Genomic DNA, 26,936 nt, shown 5'->3' on the forward strand with positions numbered 1-26,936 from the left:
CGGTGGTGTCGGGCAGGTCGGTGACCGGGGGCAACGCCGGGCCGCGGAACTGAGCGGCAGTGTGCCGGCGGCCCGGCGGATCGGGGGGTCAGTGGCTGCCGAGTTCGACGAGCAGGACGCCGGTGATGACCAGGACGATGCCGGCGCTCATGGTTTTGGTGAGGGGGTCGTTGAAGGCGGCTCGGGCGATGACGGCGGTGCCGGCGATGCCGATGGCTGACCAGATGCCGTACGCGATGCCGAGGGGCATGCCTGCTTGCAGGGAGAACGACAGCATGGTGAACGACAGGGCGTAGCCGGCGAGGATGGGGGCGAGCCATTTTTTGTTGCGGAGGCCGTCGGAGATGCGCAGGGCCATGGTGGCGCTGATTTCGAGGGTGATGGCCAGGGCGAGGAAGAGCCATCTCATGGGGTGGCCTGTTCCCGGGAACCGAGTTCGATCATGAGGACGCCGCCGATGATGGCGGCGAAGCCGGCGCCCATGATCCAGGTGAGGGGGTCGCCGAAGATGGCGGCGGCGAGCAGGGCGGTGAGGGCGACGCCGGTGGCGGCCCAGATGCCGTAGGCGACGCCGATGGGCATGCCGAGGCGCAGGACGGCGGACAGGAGCACGAAGGACAGGCTGTAGCCGGCGACGACGAGGATGTACCAGGCGGGGTGGTCGACGGCGGCGCGCAGGGCGAGGCTGGCGGTGACTTCGGACGTGATGGCGGCGGCCAGGGTGGGCCACTTCATGCGGGGGCTCCTCGGGGGCGTGGTGCTGTTGGTTTCTACCCTGTCGGCCGGTGGTGTTTACGCAAGGGGGCGGATGGTGGAGGTGCGGTGGGTCACGGGGTTCCTGGATTCGCCGTCGGCGGATGTGGAGGGGTTCTGGGTGGCGGTGACGGGCACGGTGTTGTCGCCGCGGCGGGGGGACTTCGCGACGTTGGCGCCGGCGGCCGGGGACGCGTATCTGCGGGTGCAGGTTTTGCGGGGTGCTCCCCCGCGGGCGCATGTGGATCTGCATGTGGACGATGTGGGGGCGGCGGCGGCCGAGGTGGTGGGTCTGGGGGCTTCGGTGGTGTCGGCCGAGGACGGTCTGGTGGTGTTGCGCTCCCCCGCCGGGGTGGTGTTCTGCCTGGTGGGCTGGGCCGGTGAGTCGGTGCGGCCGCAGCCGGTGACGTGGCCGGGCGGGCAGGCCAGTGCGGTTGATCAGCTGTGTGTCGACGTACCGGGGAGTGTTTTTGATCGTGAGGCGGTGTTCTGGTCGGCGGTGACCGGGTGGGAGCGGCGGCCGTCGGATCTGCCGCAGTTCGAGCATCTGGCGCGTGGTGACGGGATGCCGTTGAAGTTGCTGCTGCAGCGGATCGGGGCGGGGCCGGCGGGTGTGCATGTGGACCTGGCGTGCTCGGACGTCGACGCGGAGGTGCGCCGGCACGAGGAGCTGGGGGCGGTGGTGGTGCGGCGGGTGCCGGGTGACTGGACGACGTTGCGGGATCCGGCGGGGCGGGAGTATTGCGTCACGGGGCGGTCGCCGTGGGTTTGCTAGCGTGGGTGGTGGTACCGCAGCAGCGGCTATCCCGGACGAGGACGTGTCGTACCCGGCAGGCGAAGACGACCGCGTGAAGGTGGTGCGTCGCCGTGGCTTGGGTCGTTCTGGTGGTTTCCGGGGTTCTGGAGTCGGTGTGGGCGTTGGCTTTGGGCCGTTCGCAGGGTTTCACCCGCCTGGTCCCGAGCGTGGTCTTCGTGGTGGCTCTGGTGTTGAGCATGGCGGGGCTGGCTTACAGCTTGAAGAGCATTCCCATCGGTACGGGTTACGCGGTGTGGGTCGGTATCGGCGCGGTCGGCACGGCGGTGGCCGGGATGGTGTTGCTCGGCGAGTCGGCGGGTGTGCTGCGGATCTTGTCGTTGTTGCTGGTGGTGGCCGGGGTGGTCGGGCTCAAACTGTTCCATTGACCGCGTTTCGCCACGTCTGAGGCCCGTTCCCGGACGAGGCGGCCGCGCGGCTGGGCAACACGCCGTGGGGGTGGGGCCGTTCGCGGTTCTGTCGGGGGCACCTGGTAGAAGAGTCATACAGATGTTCGAAGGCGTGGCGGAAGGTGTCGTGATGGCGGGGCTGAGCACCGACGAGCTCAAGGTGATCCGGGACGGGCTGGCGTCCGGGCGTAAGCCGCGGGTGCAGTTCACCGAGGCTGCGGGGCAGGTGGCGGGGCAGATCGGGCAGGTGGTGGGGCTGGGTGATCCGGCCGAGTCCGACGAGTGGGTGACGGTGCGGTTCGGGCGTGACGAGTTGCCCTTCTCCCCCGGTGATCTGCGGGTGGCGCCGAAGGGTGCGGTGGCGCGTAAGGCTGTTCCGCCGCCGGCGCCCGAGCCGGAACCGGCGCCGGCGGGTCCGGTGTTCGTGCTCGATCAACCCGCGCCGGCGAGGAAGGCCGCGACGCGGTCAGGTTCCTCATCGACGGCCCCTGCGCCTGTTTCCTCCGCTCCCCCGGGCGCGCCGGCTCCGGCGCCTCGGAAACCGGCGGCGCGGGCGGCGAAGCAGAAACCGGCGCCCGCGCTGACGGTCGTCCTGGCCTACGGTGAGGGTGAGTGGACGGTGGCCGCCTCGCAGGGTTCCAAGGCCCTGGCGAAGCCGTACGTGATCCGCCCGGCTGAGGCGTTGCGAATGGTGGCGCTGGTCGACGTGCCGGGTGTGCAGGAGGCCGTCGAGCAGATCATGGCCGCCGAGCGGGCCGAGGCCGAGGAGCAGGCACGCCGGTTACGTGAACAGCTGGCCGAGGTGGAGGCACGTCTGGCGGAGTTGGGCGAGAAGCCGTAGGCACCGCGTGTGAGCCGGGTGGGGGCAGGGTTTCCGGCCGGGGCGTAGATCCGCCCTGGTGCCGCGGTCCTTGGCTCGTGGCGAGCGCGTCCTGGGTGTGCACCCCGGCCGTGCCCGCTGTGGTTGCCTGAGCGGCCGCGAGAGTGGGGCCGCCTGCCTGGCGGTTCACGAGGTGATGCGGTCGTCGGCGGGGCGCCGGGGCCGTACCCGGGACATGTCGTGGATGCGGGTGGTGTCGACGTGGTGCGGGGTCTGCATCTCGCCGGTGCGCAGGGGCATGAGGGTGTCGTGGATGCCGTCCATGATCAGGCGGGTGGCTTGCATGGCTTGGGCGCCGGCGGTGCCGGTGAGGCCGGTCAGGTCGACCGGGGTGCCGAAGCGGACGTGCACGACGGGCCGGCGCAGCATCGCGCGCAGCAGTGACCGGGCGAGGTGTTCGGGGGTGGTGTAGGGCAGCACGGCGTGGGCGCCCCACTGGGCGACGGGCAGCACCGGCGCTGCGGAGGCCGCGGCCATGCGGGCGACGCCGGTTTTGCCGCGTTCCGGCCACATCCACGGGTCGAGGCCGATGCGCCCTTCGGGGTAGACGAGCACCATCGCCCCGTTCTTGAGGGCGTCGACGGCTGCGGGCAGCGCGTCGGCGACCTGGGCGCTGCCGCGGCTGACCCGGATGTGCCCGGCCCGGCGCATGGCGGCGCCGGCGATGGGCGCGTCGAACAGTCCCCCGGTCGCCAGGATTTTGGGGGCGAGGCGCATTTTGTGCAGCGCGGCGGTCATGACGATCGGGTCGAACGGGCTGACGTGGTTGGCCGCCAGGATCAGCGGGCCGTGCCGCAGTTCGGCGGGCACGTTCCCGGTGACGCGCAGCCGGCACAGCGGGAACACCACGATCCGGGCCAGCGCGAGCATGAACCGCCACATCAGCGGTGTCGTCGGTGCGGGTTTTTGCATAAGGCCGCAATGATCGCACGCCCGTGCCGGGGCGTCGGATCACCCGGCCGGCCGGTCTCCCCCGGTCCGGTGGGCCCGCCCGGCACGGCTGAGCACCCACCCGCGGCAGTCACAGCTGCGGGTGGGGCGACGGTGGGGCGGTCAGGCGGCGGTGCGCAGCCCGTGCAGGTCGGTGGCGGCCAGCCGTGAGGCCATGGTGGTGCGGGCAGCGATCTTGGCGGCGTACAGGGCGCGTTTGCGGGCGACGCAGCCGTCCTTGCCGCGGCCGGTGTCCTGCTGGTTCATGTGGGTGTTCAGGCCGTCCTTGAGCAGGGCCAGGGCCTCGGTGCGCAGTTGTGACACCCGTGACTCGCTGACGCCCAGTTCGGCGGCGACCTCGGCCAGGGGCCGCTCGCGCAGGTAGGAGGCTTCGACGACGTGGCGCAGCTTCTCCGGCAGCACGGCGACGGCGTCGGTGAGGTAGCCGATGCGTTCGCGGTGCAGCAGCATCTCCTCGGGGGTGAGGGCGGGGTCGGTGATCATGTCGTCGGCGCCGGTGGTGAAGCCTTGCAGGCTGAGCACGGCGGCGCGTTGCACGTCGTCGTTGGTGTGGGCCAGTTCGCTGACGGCGACGCCGAGCAGCTGGGCCAGTTCGGTGTCGGTGGGGGTGCGGCCGAGCTGGGTGGTCAGTTCCTGGCGGGCCTGTTCGGCGCGGCGGGCGCGGGCGCGTACGGAGCGGCTGGCCCAGTCCAGGCCGCGGAGCTCGTCGAGCAGGGCGCCGCGCACGCGCAGGGCGGCGAATCGGCCGAACGGGACGCCGCGGGCTGGGTCGTAGGCGCGGGCGGCGGTGACCAGGGCGGTGTAGCCGGCGGAGGCGAGGTCGTCGCGGTGGACGTGCGGCGGGACCTTGAACAGCATTTCGCGGACCATGTGACCGACCAGGGCCATGTTGTCGCGGATCAGGGTGTCCTGGTCGCGGGTGACGGTGCTCATCGGTGGTTCCCCCCTTGTCGGTGCTGACAGGGAGAGACTTTTGTGGGCGCCGGGTGCGGGAAACGGTGACGTGGAGTTGCTGATCGGTTGCTCTACGAAAAAGTTCTCAGGTGAGCAGCCAGCCGTTCTCCACGGCGAGGCGGACGGCTTCGGCCCGTGTGCGGGCGCCGGTCTTGCCGATGGCTGCGGACAGGTGGTTACGGACGGTCCCTTCGCTCAGGTGCAGTTCGCGGGCGATGTCGGCGACCGTGCCGCCGTCGCGGGCGGCGCGCAGCACCCCGGTTTCGCGTTCGGTCAGGGGTGAGTCGCCGTGGGCCAGGGATTGTGCGGCCAGGGCAGGGTCGACGACGCGCAGGCCGGCGTGGACCCGCCGGACGGCGTCGGCGAGTTGCCGGGCGGGGGTGTCCTTGACGACGAAACCGCCGGCGCCGGCGGCCATGGCTTGGCGCAGGTAGCCGGCCCGGCCGAAGGTGGTGACCATCAGCACCCGCACGCCGGGCTGGGCGGCCAGCAGGGCGCGGGCGGCGGCGACCCCGTCGAGGCCGGGCATTTCGACGTCGAGCAGGGCGACGTCGGGGTGGGTGGCCCGGGCGGCGGCGACCACTTCGTCGCCGCGGCCGACCTCGGCGACGACGGTGAGGTCGGGTTCCAGGTCGAGCAGGGCGGCCATGGCGCCGCGGACGAGGGCCTGGTCGTCGGCGAGCAACAGTTTGATCATGCGGGCACCTCCACGCGGACCCGGAATCCGGGCTGGTCGTCGTCGCGGGCGCCCGCGGTGAGCCTGCCACCGGCGGTTTCCGCCCGCCTGCGCAGCCCGGCCAGCCCCTGCCCACCGCCGAATCCTGCAGCGCCCGCACCGCCGGCGGCCCCCGCAGCAGCCGCCGCGGAACCCGAACCGGAGGCCCCGGCTCGCGCCAGGCCGATCCCGTCGTCGACGATTTCCACCGCGGCCGGGCTGAGGGTGACAACGACGTGGCGGGCGTGGCTGTGCCGCACGACGTTGGTGACCGCTTCGCGGATGGTCCAGGCGAACAGGTCCCGATTGCGGCTGGGCACGTCGTCGGCGGCGCCGGGCAGGTCGGCCTCCACGTCGGCGGCCGTGAGGGCTTCCCGGGCGGCGGCGATCTCGCCGGGCAGGGAGATCCCCCGTACGCCCAGAGCGGTGGCCCGCACGTCGGCGAGCGCGTCGCGGGCCAGGCCCTCCAGGTCGTTGAGTTCCTGACGGGCCCGGGCGGGGTCGACGTCGAGCAGCCGCTGCGCCAGTTCGGCCTTGACGGTGACCACGGTCAGGGAGTGGCCGAGGATGTCGTGCAGGTCGGCGGCGATGCGGGCCCGTTCGTCCTGCACGGCCCGGTCGGCGAGTTCCTGCTGCGCGGCGGCCAGGCGGGCCTGGCGTTCCACGGCGGCCCGGATCCCGTACGAGGCGAGGGACCCGAGCAGCACGGCGAGGCCGTACCCGGCGTCGTTCCACCCGCCCACGACCCGGGGGGTGATCTCGGCGGCGGCGAACAGGGTCAGCGCGAACGGGGCGCCCTGGGTCACCGGCAGGTTCACCATGGCCAGCGCGGCGATGTAGACCAGGCAGGTCAGGGCGTGGTCACCGGCGCCGGGGACCTGCAGGCCGAACAGGGCCAGCAGCCCGGCGAGGCCGAGCCAGGTCCGCACGGTGTGCCCGGGCGGGCGTACGCCGTGGCGGATGCGCCGGGCCCGGGCCACCTGGTACAGGTAACCGGCGGCGAACACCACCACCGACACCAGCCCGGTGGCCCGCCGCGGCAGGTCGGGCTGGTCCAGCAGGGCGCCGACGGTGCCGCCGAGGTAGAACAGCCACACCGCGGCGAACAGCCACCCGTACCTCGGGGGCGCTGTCGGGGTCACGATGCCGAACTTACGGGTCACACGCGGGCGGTGTCGCGGCGGAACCGCCACATCGCGCCGGCCGCGAACACCGCCGTCCACACGATCACGTTGAGCACGGCCGTCCACAGGTTCCCGTCGTGGGTCAGCGGGTACCGGGCGATCTCCCCCACCCCGTACACGGGGGTGAAGGCGGCGATGGTGGCGAACGTGTGCCCGAGCTGGTCCGGCGGCACGAACAGGCCCCCGGCGAACGACAGGACGGCCAGGACCGGCCCGAGGATCTGCATGACGTTCTCGCTGGGCAGCAGGTAGCCCATGAACAGGCCGAACGCGGCGAACACGAGCGCGCACACCCAGGCCAGCAGGCCGCAGCACACCCACGCGGCCGCGGGCAGCTGCGCCCCGGCGAACGCGCCGACGACGAACGCGACCGCCACCGACACCCCACCGATGATCATGGCGAGGACCAGTTTGACGGTGATGTAGGCGGCCGGGCGCAGCGGGGTCAGCCGCAACTGCCGGCTCCACCCGGCGGCCCGTTCGATCGACACCATCGCGCCGCCGCTGGTGGTGGCCAGCATCGCCCCGTACACGGCCATGCTGACCAGGATGTAGCCGGTGACGTTGCCGGCGCCGGCCCGTTCGGTCCGGTAGTCGCCGCCGGTGCCGAACAGCAGGAAGAACACCGCCGGCATGACGAGCGTGAAGATGACGGTGCGGCGGTTACGGACCATGCGGCGCAGCTCGAGCCCGACCATCGCGGGGGTGAACCCGCCGAACCGGGGCAGGGCGCGGTTGTCCCGGGCCAGGGTCACGGTCATCGGGGGGTCTCCTCGTCGGCGGTCAGGGCCAGGAACGCGTCCTCCAGGTTCCGGCTGGTGATCTCCAGGTCCCGGGCGGTGGTGTGGGTCAGCAGGTGCCGGGCGATCCGGTCGGTGTCGTTGCCGTGCAGGTGGACGGTGTCGCCGCGGACCTCGGCCCGGTCCACCCCGCCGATCGCGGCCAGCTCCTCCTGCCGGGCGCCGGGCAGCGTGGCCCGGACGGTCCGCCCGGCGGCGAGGGCTTTCACCTCGGCCGCGGTGCCGTCGGCGACGATCCGCCCGCGCCGCACGAACACGACCCGGTCGGCGTACGCGTCGGCCTCCTCCAGGTAGTGGGTGGCGAAGATGACCGTGCGGCCACGGGCGGCGTCGTCACGGATCGCCGTCCAGAACTCGTGCCGCCCGGCGACGTCCATGCCGGTGGTGGGTTCGTCGAGGATCAGCAGCTCGGGGTCGGGCAGCAGGGCCATCGCGAACCGCAGCCGCTGCTGCTGCCCGCCGGAACACTTACCGACCAGCCGTTTGGCGACGTCGGTGAGCCCGGCCCGCCGCAGGGCCTCGCCGGCGGCCGTGCGGGGTTTGCCGAACAGCACCGCGGTCAGCCGGACCGTCTCGGCGACCGTGTAGTCCTTGAGCAGCCCGCCGCTCTGCATGACGGCCGAGACCAGCCCCAGCCCGACCGCTTCGGCGGGGGGCCGCCCGTACACGGCGACCGTGCCCCGGTCGGGCCGGGCCAGGCCGAGCAGCATGTCGACGGTGGTGGTTTTGCCGGCGCCGTTCGGGCCGAGCAGGGCGACCACCTCGCCGGGGCGGATCCGCAGCGAGATGCCGTCGACGGCGGTCACCGCGCCGAAGCGCTTGACCACACCGTCCAGGTCGACCGCGGCCGTACCGGTGTCCGGCGCGGCGGCGGCCTCGGGTGCAGTGGTGAGGGTCATGCGTTCATCGTGGGCCGGGCCGGGACCGGGTTCTGCTGCCGCCCGTCACGATCCGGCCGTGACATTCGTCAGGGCCGCACCCTGGCGCCGCCCGGCCCGCTCCCCCACAATGCGTCGATGGACGAGCCCACCCACAGCGCGCTGATCGTCACGGTCGCCGAGGCCGAACCGTACGTGGCCGCCTGCCGTGAGCGTTACGACCGGGCCGCGTCGTGGGGGGTGCCCGCGCACATCACCGTGCTGTACCCGTTCCTGGCCCCGGCGGTCATCGACGAACCGGTGCTGGGCGGGTTGCGCCAGGCCGCGGCGAGCGTGCCCGCGTTCTTCTGCACGCTGGCCGAGGTGTGCTGGTTCGCCGACCGGGTGGTGTGGCTGGCCCCGCGCCCGGCCCAGCCGTTCCTGGCGCTGACCGCCGCGGTGACCGCCCGGTTCCCGGCCGCGCAGCCCTACCAGGGCCAGTTCGACGAGGTGGTGCCGCACCTGACGCTGGGCCACGACCACCCGGCCGGGGAACTGGCCGCGGCCGCGCGGGCCGTCGGTGAGCACCTGCCGATCCATGCCCGGGTCACCGCGATGCGGCTGGTCACCGGGGTGCCCGAGCAGGGCTTGTCCTGGTCGGTCCGGGAGGAGTTCGCGCTGGGCTGACCGGTGTCAGCGCGTCTCGAGACGCCCCAGGGCGGGGTCCACGGCCGGCCACGCCCCGCCGCGCAGGAAGGCGGTGCTGACCTGCTGGACGACGGCGACCAGGGCCGGGTTCTCGTCGGTGGTCTCGGTGACGCCGTACCCGGTGATGCCGCCCAGCGAGTGCTCGGCGCCGTGCAACGTCAGCAACGCCTTCGCGCCCGGGCTGTCGTGGTAGACGTCGGTGAACCAGTCGGGCCCGCGGGTCGCGGTCAGCGCCGACTGGTCCTTGTCCCCGGCCACCACCAGCGCCGGGATGTCCAGGGTGCTGAAGTCGGGGCTCATGAACGGGAAGTGGCCGGCCGCGAACTCCGTCAGGTCGGCCCCGCCCCGGCCGGTCGCGGCGAGCAGCACCCCGGCGGTGACCCGCGGGTCGCGGTAGTTGTCGTCGAACCCGGCCGCCCGCGCCCCCAGCAGCATGCCGGCGGTCTGCGCGCCCCACGAGTGCCCGGCCACGGCGACCCGGGACTCGTCGAGCGTGCCGGGGATGACCGCGTCGAGCGCGCCGAACGAGTCGAGCACCCGGATGACGTCGCGGACCCGCAGGCGCCAGATCTGAGGCGTACGGGGGTCGGACGGGGGCAGGCCGATGCTGCGGGAGTCCAGGTGGGTGGGCTGCACGACGGCGAATCCGTGCGTGGCCCAGAAGTCCGTGAGGGGCGCGTAGCCGTCGAGGGACTGGCCGTACCCGTGCGAGAAAACGATCACCGGGTGCTCGCCGGGGGCGGTCGGCGCGGTGACGCGGACCTGCAGCCCTTCGAGGTCGACCGGCTTGACGGACAGGATCTGGTGCATGACATGCCTCCACGAAACAAAGCGGAACGACGTTCCGGAACCAAAGATACGGAGCGCTGTTCCGTTTGACAACCCTGGCATGCTGGAGCCGTGGAAAGGTCCAAGCGATCCGACGCCCGGCGCAACGAGGAAACCCTGCTCGACGCCGCCGCCGCCGTGTTCGTCACCGCCGGCGTCGAAGCCCCCGTCCGCGACATCGCCGCCAAAGCCGGCGTCGGCATGGGCACCATCTACCGGCACTTCCCCACCCGCGCCGACCTGATCATCGCCGTCTACCGGCACCAGGTGCAGGCCTGCGCCGAAGCCGGCCCCGCCCTGCTGGCAAGCTGCGGCACCCCGTACGAGGCCCTGGCCCGCTGGATCGGCCAGTTCGTCGACTTCCTCGTCACCAAACACGGCCTCGCCGCCGTCCTGCGCTCCGACCAGGCCGGCTTCGAAACCCTGCACACCTGGTTCCTCGACCGGCTCCTGCCCGTCTGCGACCAGCTGCTGCACGCCGCCGCCGACGCCGGCCAGATCCGCGCCGACGTCGAAGCCCTCACCCTCATGCGCGGCGTCGGCAACCTGTGCATCGGCGCCGAGAACGACAACCGCTACCACGCCCGCCAGATGGTCGAAGTCCTCATCGCCGGCCTGCGCGTCACCGCCTGACACCCCGCAGCAGCGCCTCCACCGCCGGCGTCGGGCCCGCCGGGCAACCCCGCGCTCACTTCGGCTCGATCACACCGAAGGCCAGCAACCCCATCAGCAGCACACCCAGCGCCACCCGGTAATAGATGAAAATGCTGTACGAGTGCCGCGACACGAACCGCAGCAACCAGTTCACGCTGAAATAGGCCACCACGAAACTGACCGCCGTCGCGATCAGCGTGTTCGTCCAGCCCACCCCGTCGGCGATGTTGCCCGCCTCCTGATAACCCTGCAACAACGACGCCCCCAGCAACGCCGGGATCGACAGGAAGAACGACAACTTCGTCACCGTCACCCGGTCGAAGTCACGCAGCAGACCCGCCGACATCGTCGCCCCCGACCGCGACACACCCGGGATCAGCGCCAGGCACTGCACCGTCCCGATGATCAGCGAATCCTTCCACGTCACGTCGTCCTCGTGCCGGACCTGCGTCGCCGCGTGATCCGCGAACGCCATCACCCCCGACCACAGGATCAACGCCCCCGCCACGAACCACAGGCTCCGCAGCGTCGTCTCCACCTGATCCTTGAACAGCAACGCCACGATCACGATCGGGATCGCGCCGAGCAGCACCGCCCACCCGAACCGGAAATCCGGGTTGTCCCGCCTGTCCTTGCTGAACAACCCGGCCAGGAACGCCGGCACCACCCGTACGATGTCCTTACGCAGGAAAATGATCGTCGCCAGCACCGCCCCCGACTGGATGATCACCGTGAACGCGGTGATCGCCGGATCGTCGATGCGATACCCCAGCAGCTTCTCCAGGATGGTCAGGTGGCCGGTGCTCGACACGGGCAGGAACTCGGTGAAGCCCTCAACCGCGCCCAGCAGCACCGCTTCGAAGATGTTCAAACCCGACCGCCTCTTTGATCCGCTTTTTACCGCGGACGAGCATAGGGGGCGCGGTCACCGCCCGGCGCGGCGGGCACGCGCAGCCGCCAGGGTGTAGGCCGGATCACGATCCAGGTTGTGCCGGTCCCGGTCGTACCGCCGCGTCGTCCGCGGATCCGCATGCCCCATCGCGTCCTGCACATCTTCCAGCGGCACCCCCTCCGCCCGCGCCGCCGTCGCGAACGCATGCCGCAACGAGTGCGGCGACAACCGGTCCGCCCCCGCGATCCCCGCCTCCCCGGCCAACCGGCGGATCAACCGGAAAATCGCATGCCGGTCCAGCCGCGCCCCCGTCGACGTCCGGAACAACGGCCCCTCATCACCACCACGAACCGCCAGATAGGCGTCCAGGGCATCCGCGGCGGCCGGGGTCAGCGCACGGCGGCGCGCCTTGTTGCCCTTGCCCACGAACCGGACCGTACGGTGCCCCCGCTCCCACCCCACATCGTCGAGGTTCAAACTCACCAGCTCACCGACACGCAACCCCAGATCCGCCAGCACCGTCATCACCGCGTGATGCCGCGTGCCCGCCTCCGCGGCCCTGTCCAGCAGCGCGTCGACCTCCTCCGGGGTCAGGCCGACAGTGGCCGAATGATCCCGGGACACGTTCGGCCGGTCCGCCCCCGCCACCGGATTCGTCTCCCGCGCCTGAATCTTCACGAGAAAGTCGTACCAGCTCGACAAACCGGACAACTTGCGGGCGACGGTGGAAGCGGCCAGCTTCTGATCCTCCAAACCCCGCGCGTACGCGTTCACATCCAGAAAAGACACCCGCAACGGATCCCGGCCGAAATCAGCGCACCACCGCAACCACCCCTGAACATCACGCCGGTACGCCGCCCGGGTGTGCTCCGACAACCGCCGGTTCGCCAGCCACACCTCCGTGACCTGCTCGGCCGCCCCGAACCCGGCCAGCTCCCCGCCACCCTGCCTCGGCACCAGCTGCATGACACCATCGTGTCAGCTCTCGATCACCACACCATCCCCGACATGCCAGCGACGGCCGAACCCCACCGCCTCCGCGAAGAACCGGTCGTGCGACACCACCACCAACGTCCCCCGATACCGCCGCAACGCCTCCTCCACCACCTCCAAAGCATCCAGATCCAAAAAGTTCGTCGGCTCGTCCAGCAGCAACACCCGCTCCGGCGAATTCACCAGCACCGCCAGCAGAAGCCGCCGCAACTCCCCCGCCGACAAACTCCGCAACGACACACCCCACTGATCCGGCCCGAACTGATGCCCCCGCAACAACCGCTCCGCATCATCGACATACACCGGCACCCGCGACCGGAAGAACTCCATCACCGGCTGATCGGTCCGCAACCCGTCCATGGTCTGCGGCAACACCGCCGTGTCACCGGTCGCGGCAAGGGCGTTCAGCAACGACGTCTTCCCCGACCCGTTACGACCGGTCACCAGAACCCGGTCACCACGGCCCACCCGCACCTCCACATGCTCGAGCAACACCCGCGGCCCCGCCGACACGGTGAGGTCCCGCGCCTTCAGCACCACCTCACCCGGATCCGCCTCATCCGCCGGGAAAGCCAACGTCAACGGCGGACGCGAACGCGGCCGGGCAAGCCACTGCACCGACTCCATCTGCCGGCGCAACCGCCGCTCCCGCACCTTCGCCTTACGCGCCACCAACCGCGCCACCCGACGCAGATGCGGACCCGCCACCCCCAGCCCCGACGTGTTCTCCACCCCCAGCGAGAACTGCTTCGTCCGCTCGATGTCGGCCTCCCACCGCCGGCGATCCTTCTCCTGCGCCTCGAACGCCAGCAACAACCGCTCCCACCGCCGCTGCCGCTCCACCCGGTACGCCGAAAAACCACCACCCGGATAGTCCTGCACCTCGGTGTCGACACCGTCGAGCTCCAGCACCCGCGACACCACCGCGTCCAAAAACGCCCGATCGTGGCTGACCGTCAGAACCGCACCCCCGTACGCGGCCAGCCAGCCCTGCAACCACGCCACACCCTCGGCATCCAGGTGATTGGTCGGCTCGTCCAGCAACAACACATCCGGGGAGTCCAGCAACGCCCGCGCCAGCAACAACCGGGCCTGCTCCCCGCCACTGACCCGGCCCAGCGCCAAACCCTCGGGCAGGTGATCGATGTCGAGCCGCTGCCGGACCTCGGTCAGCCGGTTCCCGGCGTTCCAGCCCTCCAGAGCCGTCCACCGCTCCTGCACCGCCGCGAACCGGTCCAGAACATCCTCACCGGCCTCCAGCCGCCCCTCCAGCAGCCGCAACTCGGCCGTCACCGCGGCCAGCTCCCCCAAACCCCCGGCCAGGAAAGCCCCGACAGTGCCCTCAGGATCCGGCATCTGCTGCGCCACGTAACCGACCCGGATGCCCGGCCCGGACGACACCACACCGGTGTCCGGCCTCAGCTCACCCGCCAGCACCCGCAACAGCGTCGACTTGCCGGCCCCGTTCGGACCGACCACCCCGACCCGATCACCGGCGTTGAGGACCAGGTCGAACCCGGTGAACAACGGCTCACCGCCGACCGAACGGCTCAGGTTCACACACTTCAACAAGGGACCACACTCCCAGGGGCGTCACACCGACAGGGGCAGCACCCGCCAGACGGGCGCTCACACTCATCGGGTCGCTCTCACATGGAGAAAGGCACTCCTCGCCTCCGGCAACAGGTCCGGGTCCCACCCTGCCGCGCCCCCGCCCGCCCCGCAACAGATTTTGCCCCTGGCAGGGCGTCCTAGGATGGTGGTGGGGTTACTGCGTTCTCGCTCACCCCCGAGCCGCCCCGGCTCGATCTTGTGGACGCGGTGCGGACAATGAGCCTTGTGCCGCGACCACCCGCCAGCGCCCCCACCGCCGGTCCCGATCGGACCCGGGCGGAACTGTCCACCCTGCGCCCCGACCTGGTCGCCGCCTACGACACCGAACTACCCGGCGCGCAAGCCGCCGTCCTGTCCCGCCTCCTCGGCGCCCTCACCAGGGAAAACCTGCCCGGGAACACCCAGGACCTGCGCTACCCGGCCGACGCGGCCCAGCCCTTCGCGCAAGCACACCCCGGCCTGACCGTCACCGCCGGCACGACAACCATCACCGACCCGGGTGAACTCGTCCGGCTGCTGTGGGGTGACATCCCCTTCGCCGCCGAGATCGACAACAGCGTCGCCAACCTCGCCCTCGCCCGCGCCGACCGGCCCCCACCCGGCCTGCCCCAGCCCGGCGACCCCGACGCCCTCGGCCGCATCGAACAACAAGTCACCGACGGCCACCCCCTGCACCCCTGCTGCCGCACCCGCGGCGGCATGACCGTCGCCGACGTCCTCGCGTACGCCCCCGAACACTCCCCCGTCATCCGCCTGCACCGCCTGCGCGTACCCCCCGACCGCTGGTACGGCACCGCCCCGCCCCTGCTCTACGCCCACCCCTGGCAAGCCGAACGCCTCACCGACCAGCACCCCTGGCTCACCCCCGACGGGCACACCGACCCCGTACGCCCCCTCATGTCGCTGCGCACCGTCGCCCCCGTCAACGGCGGACCCCACATCAAAACCGCCGTCGACGTCCACATGACCAGCGCCGTCCGCACCGTCTCACCCGCCGCCGTCCACAACGGCCCCCTGCTGTCCCAGCTGCTGCGCCGCCTCACCGCCGGCGAACCCGTCGACATCCTCACCGAAACCGCCGCCGGCGCCGTCATCACCGACGGGCAACCCCAACGCCACCTCGCCCACATCATCCGCGAAGCCCCCCAACTGCACCCCGGCGAACTCGCCGTCCCCCTCGCCGCCATCGACACCCTCGGCATCGACGACCCGTACGCCTGGACAACCACCCTCGCCGAAATCCTGTTCGCCCCCATCACCCGCGTCCTCGCCCGCGGCGTCGCCCTCGAAGCCCACGGCCAGAACACCCTCGTCGTCATCCACCACGGCCGGCCCCGCCGCATCCTCTACCGCGACCTCGGCGGCGTCCGCGTCCACAGCCGCCGCCTGCGCCACGCCGGGATCGAAGCACCCACCCTGCACGGCGACCTGCCCACCGACGACCCCGCCGAACTGCGCACCAAACTCGCCGCCGCCGCGTTCGCCACCGTCGCCGCCCAACTCGTCGCCACCCTCACCCGCACCCACGGCGCCGACCCCGACCGGCTCTGGGCCATCATCGCCCGCGCCGTGCGCGCCACCGGAACCGAAGACGCGCCCGCCCTGCTCAAAGAACCCCTGCCGGTCAAAGCCACCACCGCCATGCGCCTGGCCACCGACCCCCTCACCGACCAATGGGCCCTGATCGACAACCCGATGACGGGACACGCATGAACAAAACCCTGCGCCCCGAACGGATCGCGCACACCGAGGCCGCCCTCGCCGTCCACGCCCCCGACCTCGTCCCCGGCTTCCTCGCCGCCCTGCCCGAAGCAGCCGGCACCGTCGGACGGCGACTGCGCGGCGCCCTCACCCGCGAAGGCATCAAAAACACCGGCCCCGGCGAACCCCACGGCTTCGGACGCGTCGAATACCCCACCGCCGGCGTCGCCGACCCCATCGACCTGCTCGACGGCCTCGACGCCCCCGGATTCGCCACCGAGATCCGCAACGCCGTCACGAACCTCGCCATCGCCCTCGCCCGGCCCGCACCCCCCGCCGGCGACACCGCCGACGAACAGATCATCGCCCTGGAACGCCTCGCCGTCGCCGGGCACAACCTGCACCCCTGCGGCCGCACCCGCCTCGGCTGGGACACCGGCGACGTCCTCGCCCACGACCTCGAAACACCCGCCACCCGCATCGGCTACGTCGCCGTCCGCACCGGCCTGCACCTCGGCGACCACCTCAACCCCGAGATCAAAAAACCCTCCGGGTACACCGTCCAACCCGTCCACGCCTGGCAACGCGACAACGTCCTGCCCGAACGCTACGCCGACCAGCTCCGCAGCAAAGACCTGATCATCCTCGACGACGAGCACGTCGCCGTGCCCACCGCCGCCCTGCGCACCCTGCTGCTGCCCACACCGGCGACTACCTCAAAGTGTCCCTGGACATCCAGGTCACCTCCACCCGCCGCAGCATCAGCACCGCCAGCACCCGCAACGGCCCCGCCCTGTCCCGCCTGCTGCACCAGCTCACCGACGACCGGCTGCTGCTCATGGCCGAAACCGCCGGCGCCGCCGTCCCCCTCGGAACCGGACGCGACCTGTCCGCCATCCGCCGCGAAGGACTCGGTCACCGCCTGCACCCCGGCGAACGAGTCATCCCCGGCGGCGCCCTGCCCCACCTGCTCCACGAACTGGTCACCGGCGACCCCCGCGACTGGCTCCACGCGTACGGGCAAATGGTCATCCCCCCACTGATGAAACTCACCGCCCAAGGCATCGCGCTCGAAGCCCACCTGCAGAACTGCCTGCCCACCTTCATCGACGGCCGGCCCCACCGCCTCGCCCTGCGCGACTTCGCCGGCCTGCGCCTGCACCCACCCCGCCTCGCCGCCGCCGGCCACACCATCAACCTGTGGCCCGGCTCCGTCGTCGCCACCACCGACCTCGACACCTTCCGCGCCAAAATCGGCTACACCCTCTTCCAGGCCCACCTCGGCGAACTCGTCCTGCACCTGCCGCTGGACGAAACCGACGCCTGGCGCATCATCCGCGGCATCGTCGACGAACACGTCACCGGCGACGACCACACCGCCTTCACCGCACCGGCAGTCCCCCACAAAGCCCTCGTCCGCATGCGCCTGGCCGGCGACGGCGACATCTACGTCCCCGTACGGAACCCCCTGCATGCGCCCGCCTGACCACATCACCCGCGCCCTGCGCACCCTCCAGCGGCCCGTCTGCGCATACGTCTACGACACCGCCGCCCTCCGCGAACGGGCCACCATGGTCCGGCAGCACCTGCCATCGGCGGCCTCCCTGCTGTACGCCGTGAAAGCCAACGGACACCCCGCGGTCCTCGGCACCCTCGCCGGCATGTGCGACGGCCTCGAAGTGGCCTCCGGCGGCGAACTCGACCTGGCCCGCACGGCCGGCGCCCGCCGCATCGTGTTCGGCGGCCCCGCCAAAACCGACGCCGAACTCACCGCCGCCCTCGACGCCGGCGCCCAGATCAACGCCGAAAGCCTCCACGAACTACGCCGCATCGCCACCCTGCGGCCCGGCGCCGAAGTGGTGCTGCGCGTCAACCGGGCCGGCACCGCGCTCACCGGCAGCCACACCATGACCGGAACACCCACCCCGTTCGGCGTCGACGAACAACATCTCGCCGAGGCCCTCGCCGTTCCCGGCGTACGGATAATCGGGTTCCACCTGCACGCCGTGTCGAACAACCTCGACGGCGCCGCGCACGCCGGCTTCGTCCGAGCGTCGCTGCGCTGGGCCCTCGGCACCGGCGCCAACCCCCGCATCGTCAACGTCGGCGGCGGCTTCGGCATCGACCACACCACCGACCAGAAAATGGACCTCACACCCCTGCGCGACATCGAAGTGCCCCCCGGCGTCGACCTGATCTTCGAACCCGGACGCTTCCTCGCCGCCGACGCCGGCTGGTACGCCACCGAAGTCCTCGACGTCAAAACCACCCACGGCCGCACGTTCGCCGTCCTGCGCGGCGGCACCCACCACTTCCGCCTCCCCGCCGCCTGGGGCTACTCCCACCCGTTCACCGTCGTCCCCGTCGACGACTGGCCCCACCCGTACCCACGCCCCGCGGCGACCGACACCACCGTCGACGCCGTCGGCGAACTCTGCACCCCCCGCGACGTCCTCACCCGCGCCCAGCACGTCACCCGCGTCCGCGCCGGCGACCTGCTCGTCTTCGCCCGCACCGGCGCCTACGGCTGGGACATCTCCCACCACCAGTTCCTGCGCCACCCACCACCGGAATTCGTGATCGTATGAACACATGACCCCGGACGAGCTGATGCAGGCCGCCCTCGAAACAGCCGAACAAGGCATGACCAACGGCGAACTCCCCATCGGCGCCGCCGTCGAACTCGACGGCGACATCATCGCCCGCGCCTGGACCCGCGACAACAGCCTCAACCGCCGGCTCGTCCACGCCGACCTGCTCGCCATGACCGCCGCCGACGAAACCCTCGGCTGGAAACCCCGCCCAGCACCCCTGCGCCTCGCCGTCACCCTCGAACCCTGCCTCATGTGCATGGGCGCCGCCATGGCCCTCAAAGTCACCGACGTCTACTACGCCCTCGAATCCCCCGCCGACGGCGGCGCCCGCGTCGCCGCCACCTGGCCGTACGACCCCGCCCTGCCCTGGTACCGCCCACCCGCCATCACCGCCGGCCTGCGCCGCGCCGAAGCCCAGGACAAATTCCGCCGCTACGCCGAAGCGGGCCCCGACAACGCCTTCCGCCGCTGGTCCCGCCACCTCGCCACAACCGGCCGGACGGAACACACCCCATGAGACTCCGCCACGCCGTACGCGCGATCATCCTCGACGAGCACGACCGGATCCTGCTCGCCCGCCACCAGAACCCCCGCCGCCACACCCCCGCCGTGTGGGCAGCCCCCGGAGGCCGCATCGAGCCCGGCGAAACCCGCCTGCAGGCACTGCGCCGCGAACTCCGCGAAGAAGTCGGCCTGGAACTGACCACCACCCCACCCCACGTGTGGCACCGCGACGTGCCCGCCCCCGACTACCTGCCCGGCTACGACCGCGCCATCAGCGACTACTACCTGGTCCGCACGGCCGCGTTCACCCCGCGCGGCAGCCTCACCGACACCGAACTGGCCGCCGAACACATCCAGGACATCCGCTGGTGGTCCCTGCCCGACATCAAAGCCCACCCGGGCCCCGACCAGTTCGGCCCGTACGACCTGGCCACCGCCCTGACCACCCTGATCACCCACGGCCCCCCACCCCGGCCCATCACGGTGTCCTGACAGGCCCCGCCCGCGCCCCGGCGCTCCGCCGCGTTCACCCACGGGCAGCGTGGGAGGAACCGCCTCCGCACGTCTCCACCGACCAGCTCGCGGCCGCCCCCATACCCCAGCCCCGCAGCGACGACGGCGGCGGCCCGTCCGACTGGTGGCATCGGATCAGCGTGGCAGCGCCGCTCTGCCCGCAACCGGTGCCGGACCAGCCGGATCGCGGCAGGTGAGAGCGGCACCCAGCAGCGGGCCGGACGCCGACACCCACACCGCGATCATGCGGGCCCGCACCGCTGGTTCGGTGAAGGTGACCGCGAGGATGGCCGCCGAGCCCGCCGGTCCGGCACCTGCCCGCAGCTGCCGGCGGTCGCGACCACCAGGTCGCCGACGACCAGGGCCGCCACCGGGTCCGGCCCAGCCGGACCCGGAGATCGCTGAGATCCACCGCCGGCACCCGCACCCGGTACGGCCCGAGCGCTCTCATCCGTCCACCACCGGTGACCACCCACCCGGTCTCCCCCGTCGCTGTGCCGCCCAGGCGCACGAACACACTGCCCGGCGCCGCGCCGGTGCGGCACGCCGGGCATCACATGTACTCGGTCGCCCGGCCCGGCCGCCGGGCGCGCCGAACCCTCGGACACGACCCTGAATTCTTGCGCCATGCCCCGACCATCCCGCCATGGCAGGCAGCAGGGCCTGATCCCCCAGCGTGCCCTCCCGGACGACACGCAGCGGTGCAGGCCGGACCGCCCACGGTGGACGGGCCGGCCCGCACGGTGCGGACTTCGCCGTACGGTCAGAAGCTGACCGGTATGCCCGCTATCCGCGCGCCCGGCTCCTGCGCCCGGTGCGCGAACCCGCCGCTCGGCGCGTTCACGACCCGGAACTGCGCCTCCCCGGACGAGTACGCCACCGGGATGGTCGACCACCACGACATGTCCGGGCCCGGCAGCAACGCGATGTCGGCACGCCGGTCGGCGTTGAAGTCACCGACCGCGACCTGCCCGCCGGGCACCTGCGCCCACTCCGACGAGAACACGCCCACGGAGTTGTTCACCACGCGGAAACGGCCGTCACCGTACGACAACGCCACCGGGATCGTGGACCACCACGACATGTTCTGACCCGGCAGCAAGGCGATGTCGGTGTGCTGGTCGCCGTTGAAGTCACCGGTGACGGCCCGCCCGCCGGGCACCTGCGCCCACTCCGACGAGAACACGCCCACCCCGTCGGTGTTCGTGACCCGGAACGTGCCGTCGCCGTTGGAGAACGCCACGGGCTGCGTGAACCACCACGGCGTGTCCGGGCCGGGCACCAGCGCCAGGTCGGTGCGGTGGTCGCCGTCGTAGTCGCCCGGCAGGACCCGCGCACCGGGAGCTCTGGCCCAGCCGGCGAAATCGTCCCGCGGCCTGTTGGTGACCCGGAACGACCCGTCACCGTTGCCGAACGCCACCGGCAGGGTGGTCCAGTCGGTCGTGCCGGCGCCGGGCACGAGGCTCAGGTCGGCGAAACCGTCCGCGTTGAAGTCGCCGCCGATCACCCGCACGCCGGGCGCCCGCGCCCACCCGGCGAAATCGCCGACGTCGATGTTCGTGACCCGGAACGCGCCCTCGCCCGCGGCGAACGCCACCGGGACGGTGTGCCAGCCGGCGCCGCCGAGCAGGGCGATGTCACCGCGCCCGTCGCGGTTGAAGTCGCCGGTGACGGTCTGCACACCGCTCGCCTGCGCCCAGCCGGCGAAGTCCGGCGATTCGGCGAGGAACACGCGGAACGTGCCGTTGCCGTTGGAGTACGACACCGGGATGTTCGGCCAGCCGGCGCCGCCGAGCAGCGCGGTGTCGGCGCGGCGGTCACCGTTGAAGTCGGCACTGACGTGGCGCACTCCCGGCAGCTGCGCAAAGGAGGCATAGCTGGACGGGGTGTTGGTGTGCACGAACGTCTCGCCGGGCTGGGTGAGCGCCACCGGCATGTTCGTCCAGCCGGCGCCGCCGAGCAGCTGAAGGTCGGCGCGCCCGTCGGTGCCCACATCGGCGACGGCGATCGGTGCGCTGGTCAGCGGCGCCGCCTGTGCCGGCCCGGTGCCGGCGAGTGCCGGCGTCAGGGCCAGCACCACGGCGAGGAGCACCCGCGGCATGCGGTTTCTTGTTCTCATCGGATCGTGTTCCCCCTCTGCGTCAACGGCCCGACACCCCCGGGGCCGGGTCCGCGCAGATACTGGCAACCAGCGCTGAAAGCGGCCTGACGCGGCGCTGAAACCGCTGCCACGACGCCCGAGACCGGACCGGGAAGGAACAGAGTGCGTTTGCAGATTCGCGTGCTGGGACCGATCGACGTGCTGGCCGACGGTGTGCCCCGTACGGTGCCGGGGCTGCGGCGCAAAGCCGTCCTGGCCGTCCTTGCGCTGCACGACGGCGAGGCCGTCAGCACCGACCGGCTGGTCGACGCAGTCTGGGCGGGTGACCCGCCGCCGACTGCCGGCAACGCCGTGCAGAGTCACGTGTCCTATCTGCGCCGCGCGCTCGGGCGCGAGGCCATCGCGTCGCGCGGTGGCGGCTACGCGCTGGATCTCGGGCCCGACGGAGTGGACCTCACGGTGGCCGAGCGCCTGATCGCGTGCGCCCGTCACGATGAGGCGGCGGTTCACCTGCGCGCGGCCCGGGCCCTGTGGCGGGGGCGTTCGCTGGCGGACGTGGCGGCGGTGCCGTGGCTGGCCGGCCAGGCCGACCGGCTGGAGCGGCTGCGCCTCGCCGTGGAGCGAGACCTGGCCGGCGCCCGGCTGGCGCAGGGCGAGCACGCGGCGCTCGTGCCGCATCTGGAAACGCTGGCCGGCGAGCACCCGCTCGACGAGGGCCTGCACGGGCAACTCATGCTGGCCCTGTACCGCAGCGGCCGGCAGAGCGAGGCGCTGGCGGTCTACCACCGGCTCCGGCACACGCTCGACGAGGAGCTGGGCGTGCCGCCCGGCCCGGCGGCCCGCACGCTGTTCGACCAGATCCTGAGCCACGACGCCGGGCTCGGCCCGCAACTCGCGGCGGTCCCGGCCCCGGCGGCGCACCGCCGCTTCCGGCCGAGACAGCTTCCCGCCGCACTCACCGGGTTCGTCGGCCGCGCCGCCGAACTGTCCGCGCTGGACGGCCTGCTGGACACCGGCACGCCGTCCGCGGTGGTCATCTCGGCGTTGTCCGGCACGGCAGGCGTGGGCAAGACGACGCTCGCCGTGCACTGGGCCCACCGGATCGCCGGCCGCTTCCCGGACGGGCAGCTCTTCGTCAACCTGCGCGGCTACCACCCGTCCCGCAACGCCCTGGACCCGGCGGAGGCGGTGCGCGGATTCCTCGACGCGTTCGCGGTGCCGCCGGAACGCGTGCCCGCCGGACTCGAGGCGCAGGCCGCCCTGTACCGCAGCATCCTCAGCGGCCGGAGGGTGCTCGTGGTGCTGGACAACGCTCGCGACCCCGCGCAGGTGCGGCCGTTGCTGCCCGGCTCGCCGTCGTGCCTGGCGGTGGTGACCAGCCGAGACGCCCTGACCGGGCTGGTGGCGACCGAGGGCGCGGCGCCGCTGTCGCTGGACCTGTTACGCCCGGACGAGGCGCGTGCGCTGCTCGCCGCCCGGCTCGGCACCGAGCGGATCGGGCAGGAGCCGGCAGCCGTGGACGACATCGTCGCGGCGTGCGCACGGCTGCCCCTGGCACTGTCGATCGTGGCTGCCCGCGCCGCCGTCCGCCGGGACACGTCGCTGGCCCGGCTCGCCGCCGAGGTGCGCGACGCCGCCGATCCGCTGGACGCGTTCGACGCCGGGGACGCGGCGGTCAACGCGCGGGCCGTCTTCTCCTGGTCGTACCGCGCGCTGAGCGACGACGCGGCGACGGTGTTCCGCCGGTTCGGGCTGCATCCGGGGCAGGAGGCGGGGATCGAAGCGGTCGCCGCGCTCGCCGGCGCCCCGGTGCCGCGGGCGCGCCGGCTCGTCGCCGAGTTGCTGGGAGCCCATCTGATCACCGAGCCGGCGCCCGGCCGGTTCGCGCTCCACGACCTTCTCCGCGCGTATGCGGGGGAACTCGCCCGCGCCACGGACAGCGCCGGCGCGAGGCGCTCGGCGCTCGGCCGCCTCCTGGACCACTACCTGCACACCGCCCTGGCGGCCGACCGGCTCCTCGACCCCAGCCGGGTGCTGCCCGGGCCGCCTGCTCCGCCCGGCGCCGTCGTGACGGCCGTCGCCGACCGGCGTGCCGCGATGGAGTGGTTCACGCGTGAGCACCCCGTGCTGCTGACGGTGCTGCGCGCCGCGTCGGCACACGGCTTCGACACCCACGTGACGCGCCTCGCGGCGGCGCTGACGACGTTCCACAACCGGAGGGAACTGCTCGACGACTGGGTGAGCACCCACGTGACCGCGCAACGGTCGGCGGAACGCCTCGGCGGCCGCACCGCCCGCGCGGACGTCCACCGCGACCTCGGCCGCGCCTACGCCGCCCTGGGCCGCCACGACGACGCGGACGTCCACCTGCGACGGTCACTGGACCTGTACGGCCGGAATACCGACGGCTACGCCCTGCTCTATCTGTCCTGGTCGTACGCGACGCGCACCCGGGTGCCCGAGGCCGTCCGCTACGCGAAGCGCGCCCTGCGGGCGTTCCGCCGGGATCGGCACCCCGCCGGCGAGGGCCGTGCCCGCAACACCCTCGGATGGCAGTATGCGCTTCTGGGACACCACCGCCGCACCCTCGTGCTGTGCGCGCGGGCACTCCCGCAGCTGCGGGAGTCCGGCGACCGCGAGGGTGAGGCGCACACCTGGGACACCCTCGGCGTGGCGCACCACCACCTGGGTGACCACCCGGCGGCGGTGGAATGCCTCGGCCGCGCCGAGCAGCTGTTCCACGAGCTGGGCGACCGGTACCACGAGGCCGACATCGCGGTCCATCTCGGCGACGCGCACCAGGCGGCCGGCGAGCCCAGCGCGGCGCGACGCTCCTGGCGGCACGCGCTGGCCCTGCTGGACGAACTGGAGCACCCCGGCGCCGAGGAGGTGCGCGGGCGCCTCACGGCATCGCGGTGAACATTCGGATCATCCGAGCCTGCGAGCGTCGAGGGCCTTATTCGGTGGTTGAGAGCGGCCCGAAGGGTCGCGATTCGTCTGTGTTGTTGATCTCGACGTGTAGCCCGTCCTAGGAAGCTAGGTTGGGACTGTGAAGACGCCGATGCGTGCTGAGACTGCTTCCGGCAACCTGCCGGCGCCGGCAGTACGCTGGGCGATGTGTATGAGGTCGGGCAGCCACAGCCCGGAGCGTCCGCAGCACCAGGCCACCACTCGCGAACAGCAGCGAAGCCGCACAGCGGCCGTTTGCGAGTGGCCGAGGCGCTGAGGCCGCCCAGCCGGGGCCTTCCAGAACGCCGCTGTGGCGCGCGCCGGCCCGGGCTGGGGCAGTCCGAGCCGGGGCCGGGTCAGCCGCGGGGCAGGCGGCGGACCTCACGCAACGCCTGACGGCGGACCTCACCGGTCAGGGTGTCGATGTAGAGGGTGCCGTTGAGATGGTCGGTCTCGTGTTGCAGGGCGCGGGCCAGGAACCCCGCGCCCTTGATGACCAGCGGCTCACCGTGGCGGTCGAACCCGGTGGCGGTGACCGACATGGCGCGGCGGGTCGGGAAGTACAGGCCGGGGATGGACAAACAGCCCTCGTCGTCGTCCTGTTCGCCCTCGAGGTCGGTCAGCACGGGGTTGACCATGTGCCCGACCACGTCGTCGACGTTGTAGGAGAAGACCCGGGCGCTCACCCCGATCTGCGGCGCGGCCACACCGGCGCGGCCGGGCTCACGTACGGTGTCCTCCAGGTCGTCGACCAGGGCCTGCAGCTCCGCGTCGAACGCGGTGACGGGGTCGCACTCGGTGCGCAGCACGGCGTCACCGATGATCCTGATGGGCCGGACTGTCATGGCGCAAAGGCTATCGGCTCGTCACGGGCCTAGCCGAACAGGGCCAGTTGTTCGGAGGCGAGCAGTTCGCGCAGCTTGGCCAGCGACCGCCGGGTCTGGCTCTTGACCACGCTCACCGGCAGCTCGAGCACGTCGGCGACCCGGTCGACGCTGTAGTCCTCGAAGTAGCGCAGGATCACGATCGCCCGGTCCCGTTCGGGCAGGCAGGCCAGCGCGTCCAGCATGGTCAGCCGCAGCTCGGGGTTCTCCCGGTACGCCGGTTCCCGCAGCACCTCGCTGGCCGTCTCCGACGACGAGCGGCGCCGGCGGTGGTCGAGGAAGACCCGGAGCAGGATCTTCTGCGCGTACGCGGTCAGGTTGTCGCTCTGCACGGCGCGGCGCCACGACAGGAACAGCTTGGTCAGCGCGCTCTGGGTGAGGTCCTGCGCGAGATGCCAGTCGCGGCACAGCATGAACGCGGTGGCCCGCAGCCGCTCGGCGTGGGCGGTGGCGAACTCGACGAACTCCTCCTCGTCGGTCATGGGGCCAGCACCGGCGCCCGGCCGAACCGCGCGTTGCCCCGGTCGACCAGGTCGGCGTCCATGACCGGGCCCCACCGCGGGTCGGTGGCTATCCGGACCGCCTCGTCGATGGTGAGCACCGCGCAGGAGGCCGCGTCGAGCCGCACGGAGGTGCCGTCGGGCCAGCGCGACACCACGAGGTAACCCTGCTCGCAGTCACCGGCCACCGGCACGATCGACACGGTCGCGGTGGCGCCCCGGGCCGCGTCCGTCGGCTGCCGGCCCACTGTCAGGCCGAGCAGGCCCGCCCGGTCGCCGCGGTCGAGATCGATCTGCACGCGCAGATCCTCGTCGGCCGCGACGGCGGCACGGCTCGCCCGTCCGGGCGGAAGCAACTCGGTCAGAAGGTGAAGCATGGCCCCCGTTGTCGCTTTCTTCCGCGGTCCGGCGGCGCGTTCGACACCGCTGTGGACCGCCAAACTACGCTCCGGGGCCCCGGTCGCGGGGGGCGTTGCCGTGACTGGCACAGATCCGGGAGACAGCTGCCCGGCCCGCGTCATCGGGGCCGGAGCCGGCGCGGCGGGCATCGCCGGTTGCTGACCGGCCGGCTCGGCCACCACCGCGCGGCGTGGCGCGGCGCCCGTGGCGAACCCGGCGGACACCACCACGCCGAGCAGCCCGGCCGAGACCGCGGCGACCACGGCGAACCGGCGTCGCTGCCGGCGGATCCGGCGGCCGTCACGCACGGCGGCGCCGACCACGTCACCCAGCGGCGGGGGCCGCTCCCCGCTCAGCTCGGCCCGCATCAGCGCCCGGAGGTCCTCGGTCACAGAAGAAACCCTTTCCACACCCATCTGTAGCGAAGACGAGCCGGCCCACCGCTCACGTGACCGCCCGGCATCCCCCGACGCCGAAGCGTGACCTATGGTGCCCGCAGACCCGGCTCCGCACCAAACTTCCCGCTCAGCCCGGCGGCGGGGACACCGCGTACGTCAGGTAGGCGAACGGCCCCCGCTGCTCCACCGCCGTCAGCCGAAGGCGGGTGGACGGGAGACGGCGCGGCAGCAGCGGAGCACCCGCCCCGAGGGTGGCTCGAAGAACGACGCGAAGGGGCTGTCACGCCCGTCGCCCGCCTCGAACAGCCAGCCGAGCGAATGGTGCTCGTCGGCGATGAACCCGTCGATCGTGGTCGCTGTGCAGTACTGCGTCTTCGCCATGCCGGGACCCTGCCACCCGGGTACGA

The 26,936-nt window shown here is 72.2% G+C and carries 28 protein-coding genes and 1 pseudogene; 12 read left to right on the plus strand and 17 right to left on the minus strand.

All coding sequences use genetic code 11. The features are described from left to right. Positions 1-88: 88 nt before the first annotated feature. The gene (locus C8E87_RS36990; protein WP_133878033.1) at positions 89-409 is read right to left on the minus strand and encodes a DMT family transporter; all 321 of its coding nucleotides are present in this window, start codon (positions 407-409) and stop codon (positions 89-91) included. After that, positions 406-735 (minus strand): DMT family transporter, encoded by a 330-nt coding sequence (locus C8E87_RS36995; RefSeq protein WP_133878034.1) that lies wholly within the window; start codon positions 733-735, stop codon positions 406-408. The genes C8E87_RS36990 and C8E87_RS36995 overlap by 4 nt, the downstream gene beginning before the upstream one ends. 73 nt (positions 736-808) lie before the next feature. On the opposite strand from C8E87_RS36995, the gene C8E87_RS37000 reads away from it, so the two are divergent. The 3 genes from C8E87_RS37000 to C8E87_RS37010 all read left to right on the plus strand — a co-directional run bounded on the left by C8E87_RS37000 (position 809) and on the right by C8E87_RS37010 (position 2,797). Further along, on the plus strand, positions 809-1,528 hold the full coding sequence (locus tag C8E87_RS37000) for a VOC family protein (RefSeq protein ID WP_239080096.1): 720 nt from the start codon (positions 809-811) through the stop codon (positions 1,526-1,528). Between the two features lie 92 nt (positions 1,529-1,620). Next, positions 1,621-1,935 carry a quaternary ammonium compound efflux SMR transporter SugE gene (gene sugE, locus C8E87_RS37005; RefSeq protein WP_133878035.1) on the plus strand — a complete coding sequence of 105 codons (315 nt, stop codon included), beginning with the start codon at positions 1,621-1,623 and terminating at the stop codon, positions 1,933-1,935. Positions 1,936-2,056: 121 nt separating this feature from the next. Continuing rightward, the gene (locus tag C8E87_RS37010; RefSeq protein WP_133878036.1) at positions 2,057-2,797 is read left to right on the plus strand and encodes a hypothetical protein; all 741 of its coding nucleotides are present in this window, start codon (positions 2,057-2,059) and stop codon (positions 2,795-2,797) included. Positions 2,798-2,962: 165 nt separating this feature from the next. On the opposite strand, the gene C8E87_RS37015 is transcribed toward C8E87_RS37010, so the two are convergent. From C8E87_RS37015 to C8E87_RS37040, 6 genes are all read right to left on the minus strand, one after another. After that, positions 2,963-3,748: a lysophospholipid acyltransferase family protein gene (locus tag C8E87_RS37015; protein WP_239080097.1), complete on the minus strand. Its 786-nt coding sequence runs from the start codon at positions 3,746-3,748 to the stop codon at positions 2,963-2,965. A 141-nt stretch (positions 3,749-3,889) separates the two neighbouring features. After that, positions 3,890-4,720, minus strand: a complete 831-nt coding sequence (locus C8E87_RS37020) for a sigma-70 family RNA polymerase sigma factor (RefSeq protein ID WP_133878037.1) — start codon at positions 4,718-4,720, stop codon at positions 3,890-3,892. A gap of 106 nt (positions 4,721-4,826) precedes the next feature. Beyond that, the gene (locus tag C8E87_RS37025; protein ID WP_133878038.1) at positions 4,827-5,438 is read right to left on the minus strand and encodes a response regulator transcription factor; all 612 of its coding nucleotides are present in this window, start codon (positions 5,436-5,438) and stop codon (positions 4,827-4,829) included. Then, positions 5,435-6,619, minus strand: coding sequence for a sensor histidine kinase (locus C8E87_RS37030; RefSeq protein ID WP_239080098.1), 1,185 nt, complete (start codon positions 6,617-6,619; stop codon positions 5,435-5,437). The genes C8E87_RS37025 and C8E87_RS37030 overlap by 4 nt, the downstream gene beginning before the upstream one ends. Next, complete coding sequence (locus C8E87_RS37035; RefSeq protein WP_133878039.1) at positions 6,616-7,401, minus strand: ABC transporter permease; 786 nt, start codon at positions 7,399-7,401, stop codon at positions 6,616-6,618. The genes C8E87_RS37030 and C8E87_RS37035 overlap by 4 nt, the downstream gene beginning before the upstream one ends. Next, on the minus strand, positions 7,398-8,339 hold the full coding sequence (locus tag C8E87_RS37040) for an ABC transporter ATP-binding protein (RefSeq protein WP_133878040.1): 942 nt from the start codon (positions 8,337-8,339) through the stop codon (positions 7,398-7,400). Before C8E87_RS37040 ends, C8E87_RS37035 begins: the two co-directional genes overlap by 4 nt. Before the next feature lie 117 nt (positions 8,340-8,456). On the opposite strand from C8E87_RS37040, the gene C8E87_RS37045 reads away from it, so the two are divergent. Further along, complete coding sequence (locus C8E87_RS37045) at positions 8,457-8,984, plus strand: 2'-5' RNA ligase family protein (protein WP_133878041.1); 528 nt, start codon at positions 8,457-8,459, stop codon at positions 8,982-8,984. A 6-nt stretch (positions 8,985-8,990) separates the two neighbouring features. On the opposite strand, the gene C8E87_RS37050 is transcribed toward C8E87_RS37045, so the two are convergent. Then, positions 8,991-9,815 (minus strand): alpha/beta hydrolase family protein, encoded by an 825-nt coding sequence (locus tag C8E87_RS37050; RefSeq protein WP_133878042.1) that lies wholly within the window; start codon positions 9,813-9,815, stop codon positions 8,991-8,993. A gap of 90 nt (positions 9,816-9,905) precedes the next feature. Here C8E87_RS37050 and C8E87_RS37055 point away from each other — a divergent pair, with 90 nt between their 5' ends. Continuing rightward, complete coding sequence (locus C8E87_RS37055) at positions 9,906-10,466, plus strand: TetR/AcrR family transcriptional regulator (RefSeq protein WP_133878043.1); 561 nt, start codon at positions 9,906-9,908, stop codon at positions 10,464-10,466. A 55-nt stretch (positions 10,467-10,521) separates the two neighbouring features. Here C8E87_RS37055 and C8E87_RS37060 read toward each other — a convergent pair whose 3' ends face one another. The 3 genes from C8E87_RS37060 to C8E87_RS37070 are packed head-to-tail and all read right to left on the minus strand — an operon-like array spanning position 10,522 to position 13,944. Then, positions 10,522-11,358, minus strand: coding sequence for an undecaprenyl-diphosphate phosphatase (locus C8E87_RS37060; RefSeq protein ID WP_133878044.1), 837 nt, complete (start codon positions 11,356-11,358; stop codon positions 10,522-10,524). 54 nt (positions 11,359-11,412) lie between these two features. Continuing rightward, positions 11,413-12,345, minus strand: a complete 933-nt coding sequence (locus tag C8E87_RS37065) for a tyrosine-type recombinase/integrase (RefSeq protein WP_133878045.1) — start codon at positions 12,343-12,345, stop codon at positions 11,413-11,415. 12 nt (positions 12,346-12,357) lie between these two features. Further along, entirely contained in the window at positions 12,358-13,944 is a 1,587-nt protein-coding gene (locus tag C8E87_RS37070; protein WP_133878046.1) for an ABC-F family ATP-binding cassette domain-containing protein, read from the minus strand. A 258-nt stretch (positions 13,945-14,202) separates the two neighbouring features. Between C8E87_RS37070 and C8E87_RS37075 the strand changes: the two genes are divergently transcribed. The 6 genes and pseudogenes from C8E87_RS37075 to C8E87_RS37095 all read left to right on the plus strand — a co-directional run bounded on the left by C8E87_RS37075 (position 14,203) and on the right by C8E87_RS37095 (position 19,277). Continuing rightward, a complete protein-coding gene (locus tag C8E87_RS37075) occupies positions 14,203-15,699 on the plus strand; it encodes an IucA/IucC family protein (protein WP_133878047.1) in 1,497 nt (498 codons plus the stop codon). Further along, a pseudogene (locus C8E87_RS46025) lies at positions 15,696-16,591 on the plus strand (IucA/IucC family protein); the annotation flags it as partial. The gene C8E87_RS37075 and the pseudogene C8E87_RS46025, both read left to right, overlap by 4 nt. A gap of 138 nt (positions 16,592-16,729) precedes the next feature. Then, entirely contained in the window at positions 16,730-17,173 is a 444-nt protein-coding gene (locus C8E87_RS46030; protein WP_243755208.1) for an IucA/IucC family C-terminal-domain containing protein, read from the plus strand. Further along, a complete protein-coding gene (locus C8E87_RS37085) occupies positions 17,160-18,275 on the plus strand; it encodes an alanine racemase (RefSeq protein ID WP_133878048.1) in 1,116 nt (371 codons plus the stop codon). The genes C8E87_RS46030 and C8E87_RS37085 overlap by 14 nt, the downstream gene beginning before the upstream one ends. Before the next feature lie 4 nt (positions 18,276-18,279). Next, entirely contained in the window at positions 18,280-18,798 is a 519-nt protein-coding gene (locus C8E87_RS37090; protein WP_203720580.1) for a nucleoside deaminase, read from the plus strand. Then, entirely contained in the window at positions 18,795-19,277 is a 483-nt protein-coding gene (locus C8E87_RS37095) for an NUDIX hydrolase (protein ID WP_133878049.1), read from the plus strand. Before C8E87_RS37090 ends, C8E87_RS37095 begins: the two co-directional genes overlap by 4 nt. 784 nt (positions 19,278-20,061) lie before the next feature. On the opposite strand, the gene C8E87_RS37100 is transcribed toward C8E87_RS37095, so the two are convergent. Beyond that, positions 20,062-21,399, minus strand: coding sequence for an FG-GAP repeat domain-containing protein (locus tag C8E87_RS37100; RefSeq protein ID WP_166661401.1), 1,338 nt, complete (start codon positions 21,397-21,399; stop codon positions 20,062-20,064). 162 nt (positions 21,400-21,561) lie between these two features. Here C8E87_RS37100 and C8E87_RS37105 point away from each other — a divergent pair, with 162 nt between their 5' ends. After that, entirely contained in the window at positions 21,562-24,318 is a 2,757-nt protein-coding gene (locus C8E87_RS37105; RefSeq protein ID WP_133878051.1) for an AfsR/SARP family transcriptional regulator, read from the plus strand. Positions 24,319-24,704: 386 nt separating this feature from the next. On the opposite strand, the gene def is transcribed toward C8E87_RS37105, so the two are convergent. From def to C8E87_RS37125, 4 genes are all read right to left on the minus strand, one after another. Then, entirely contained in the window at positions 24,705-25,193 is a 489-nt protein-coding gene (gene def, locus C8E87_RS37110; RefSeq protein ID WP_133878052.1) for a peptide deformylase, read from the minus strand. 29 nt (positions 25,194-25,222) lie between these two features. Continuing rightward, entirely contained in the window at positions 25,223-25,714 is a 492-nt protein-coding gene (locus C8E87_RS37115; protein WP_133878053.1) for a SigE family RNA polymerase sigma factor, read from the minus strand. Then, on the minus strand, positions 25,711-26,523 hold the full coding sequence (locus tag C8E87_RS37120; protein WP_133878054.1) for a hypothetical protein: 813 nt from the start codon (positions 26,521-26,523) through the stop codon (positions 25,711-25,713). Before C8E87_RS37120 ends, C8E87_RS37115 begins: the two co-directional genes overlap by 4 nt. A gap of 198 nt (positions 26,524-26,721) precedes the next feature. Beyond that, on the minus strand, positions 26,722-26,910 hold the full coding sequence (locus tag C8E87_RS37125; protein ID WP_239080099.1) for a hypothetical protein: 189 nt from the start codon (positions 26,908-26,910) through the stop codon (positions 26,722-26,724). Positions 26,911-26,936 lie beyond the last annotated feature (26 nt).

This window comes from Paractinoplanes brasiliensis (assembly GCF_004362215.1).
GTDB lineage: Bacteria > Actinomycetota > Actinomycetes > Mycobacteriales > Micromonosporaceae > Actinoplanes > Actinoplanes brasiliensis.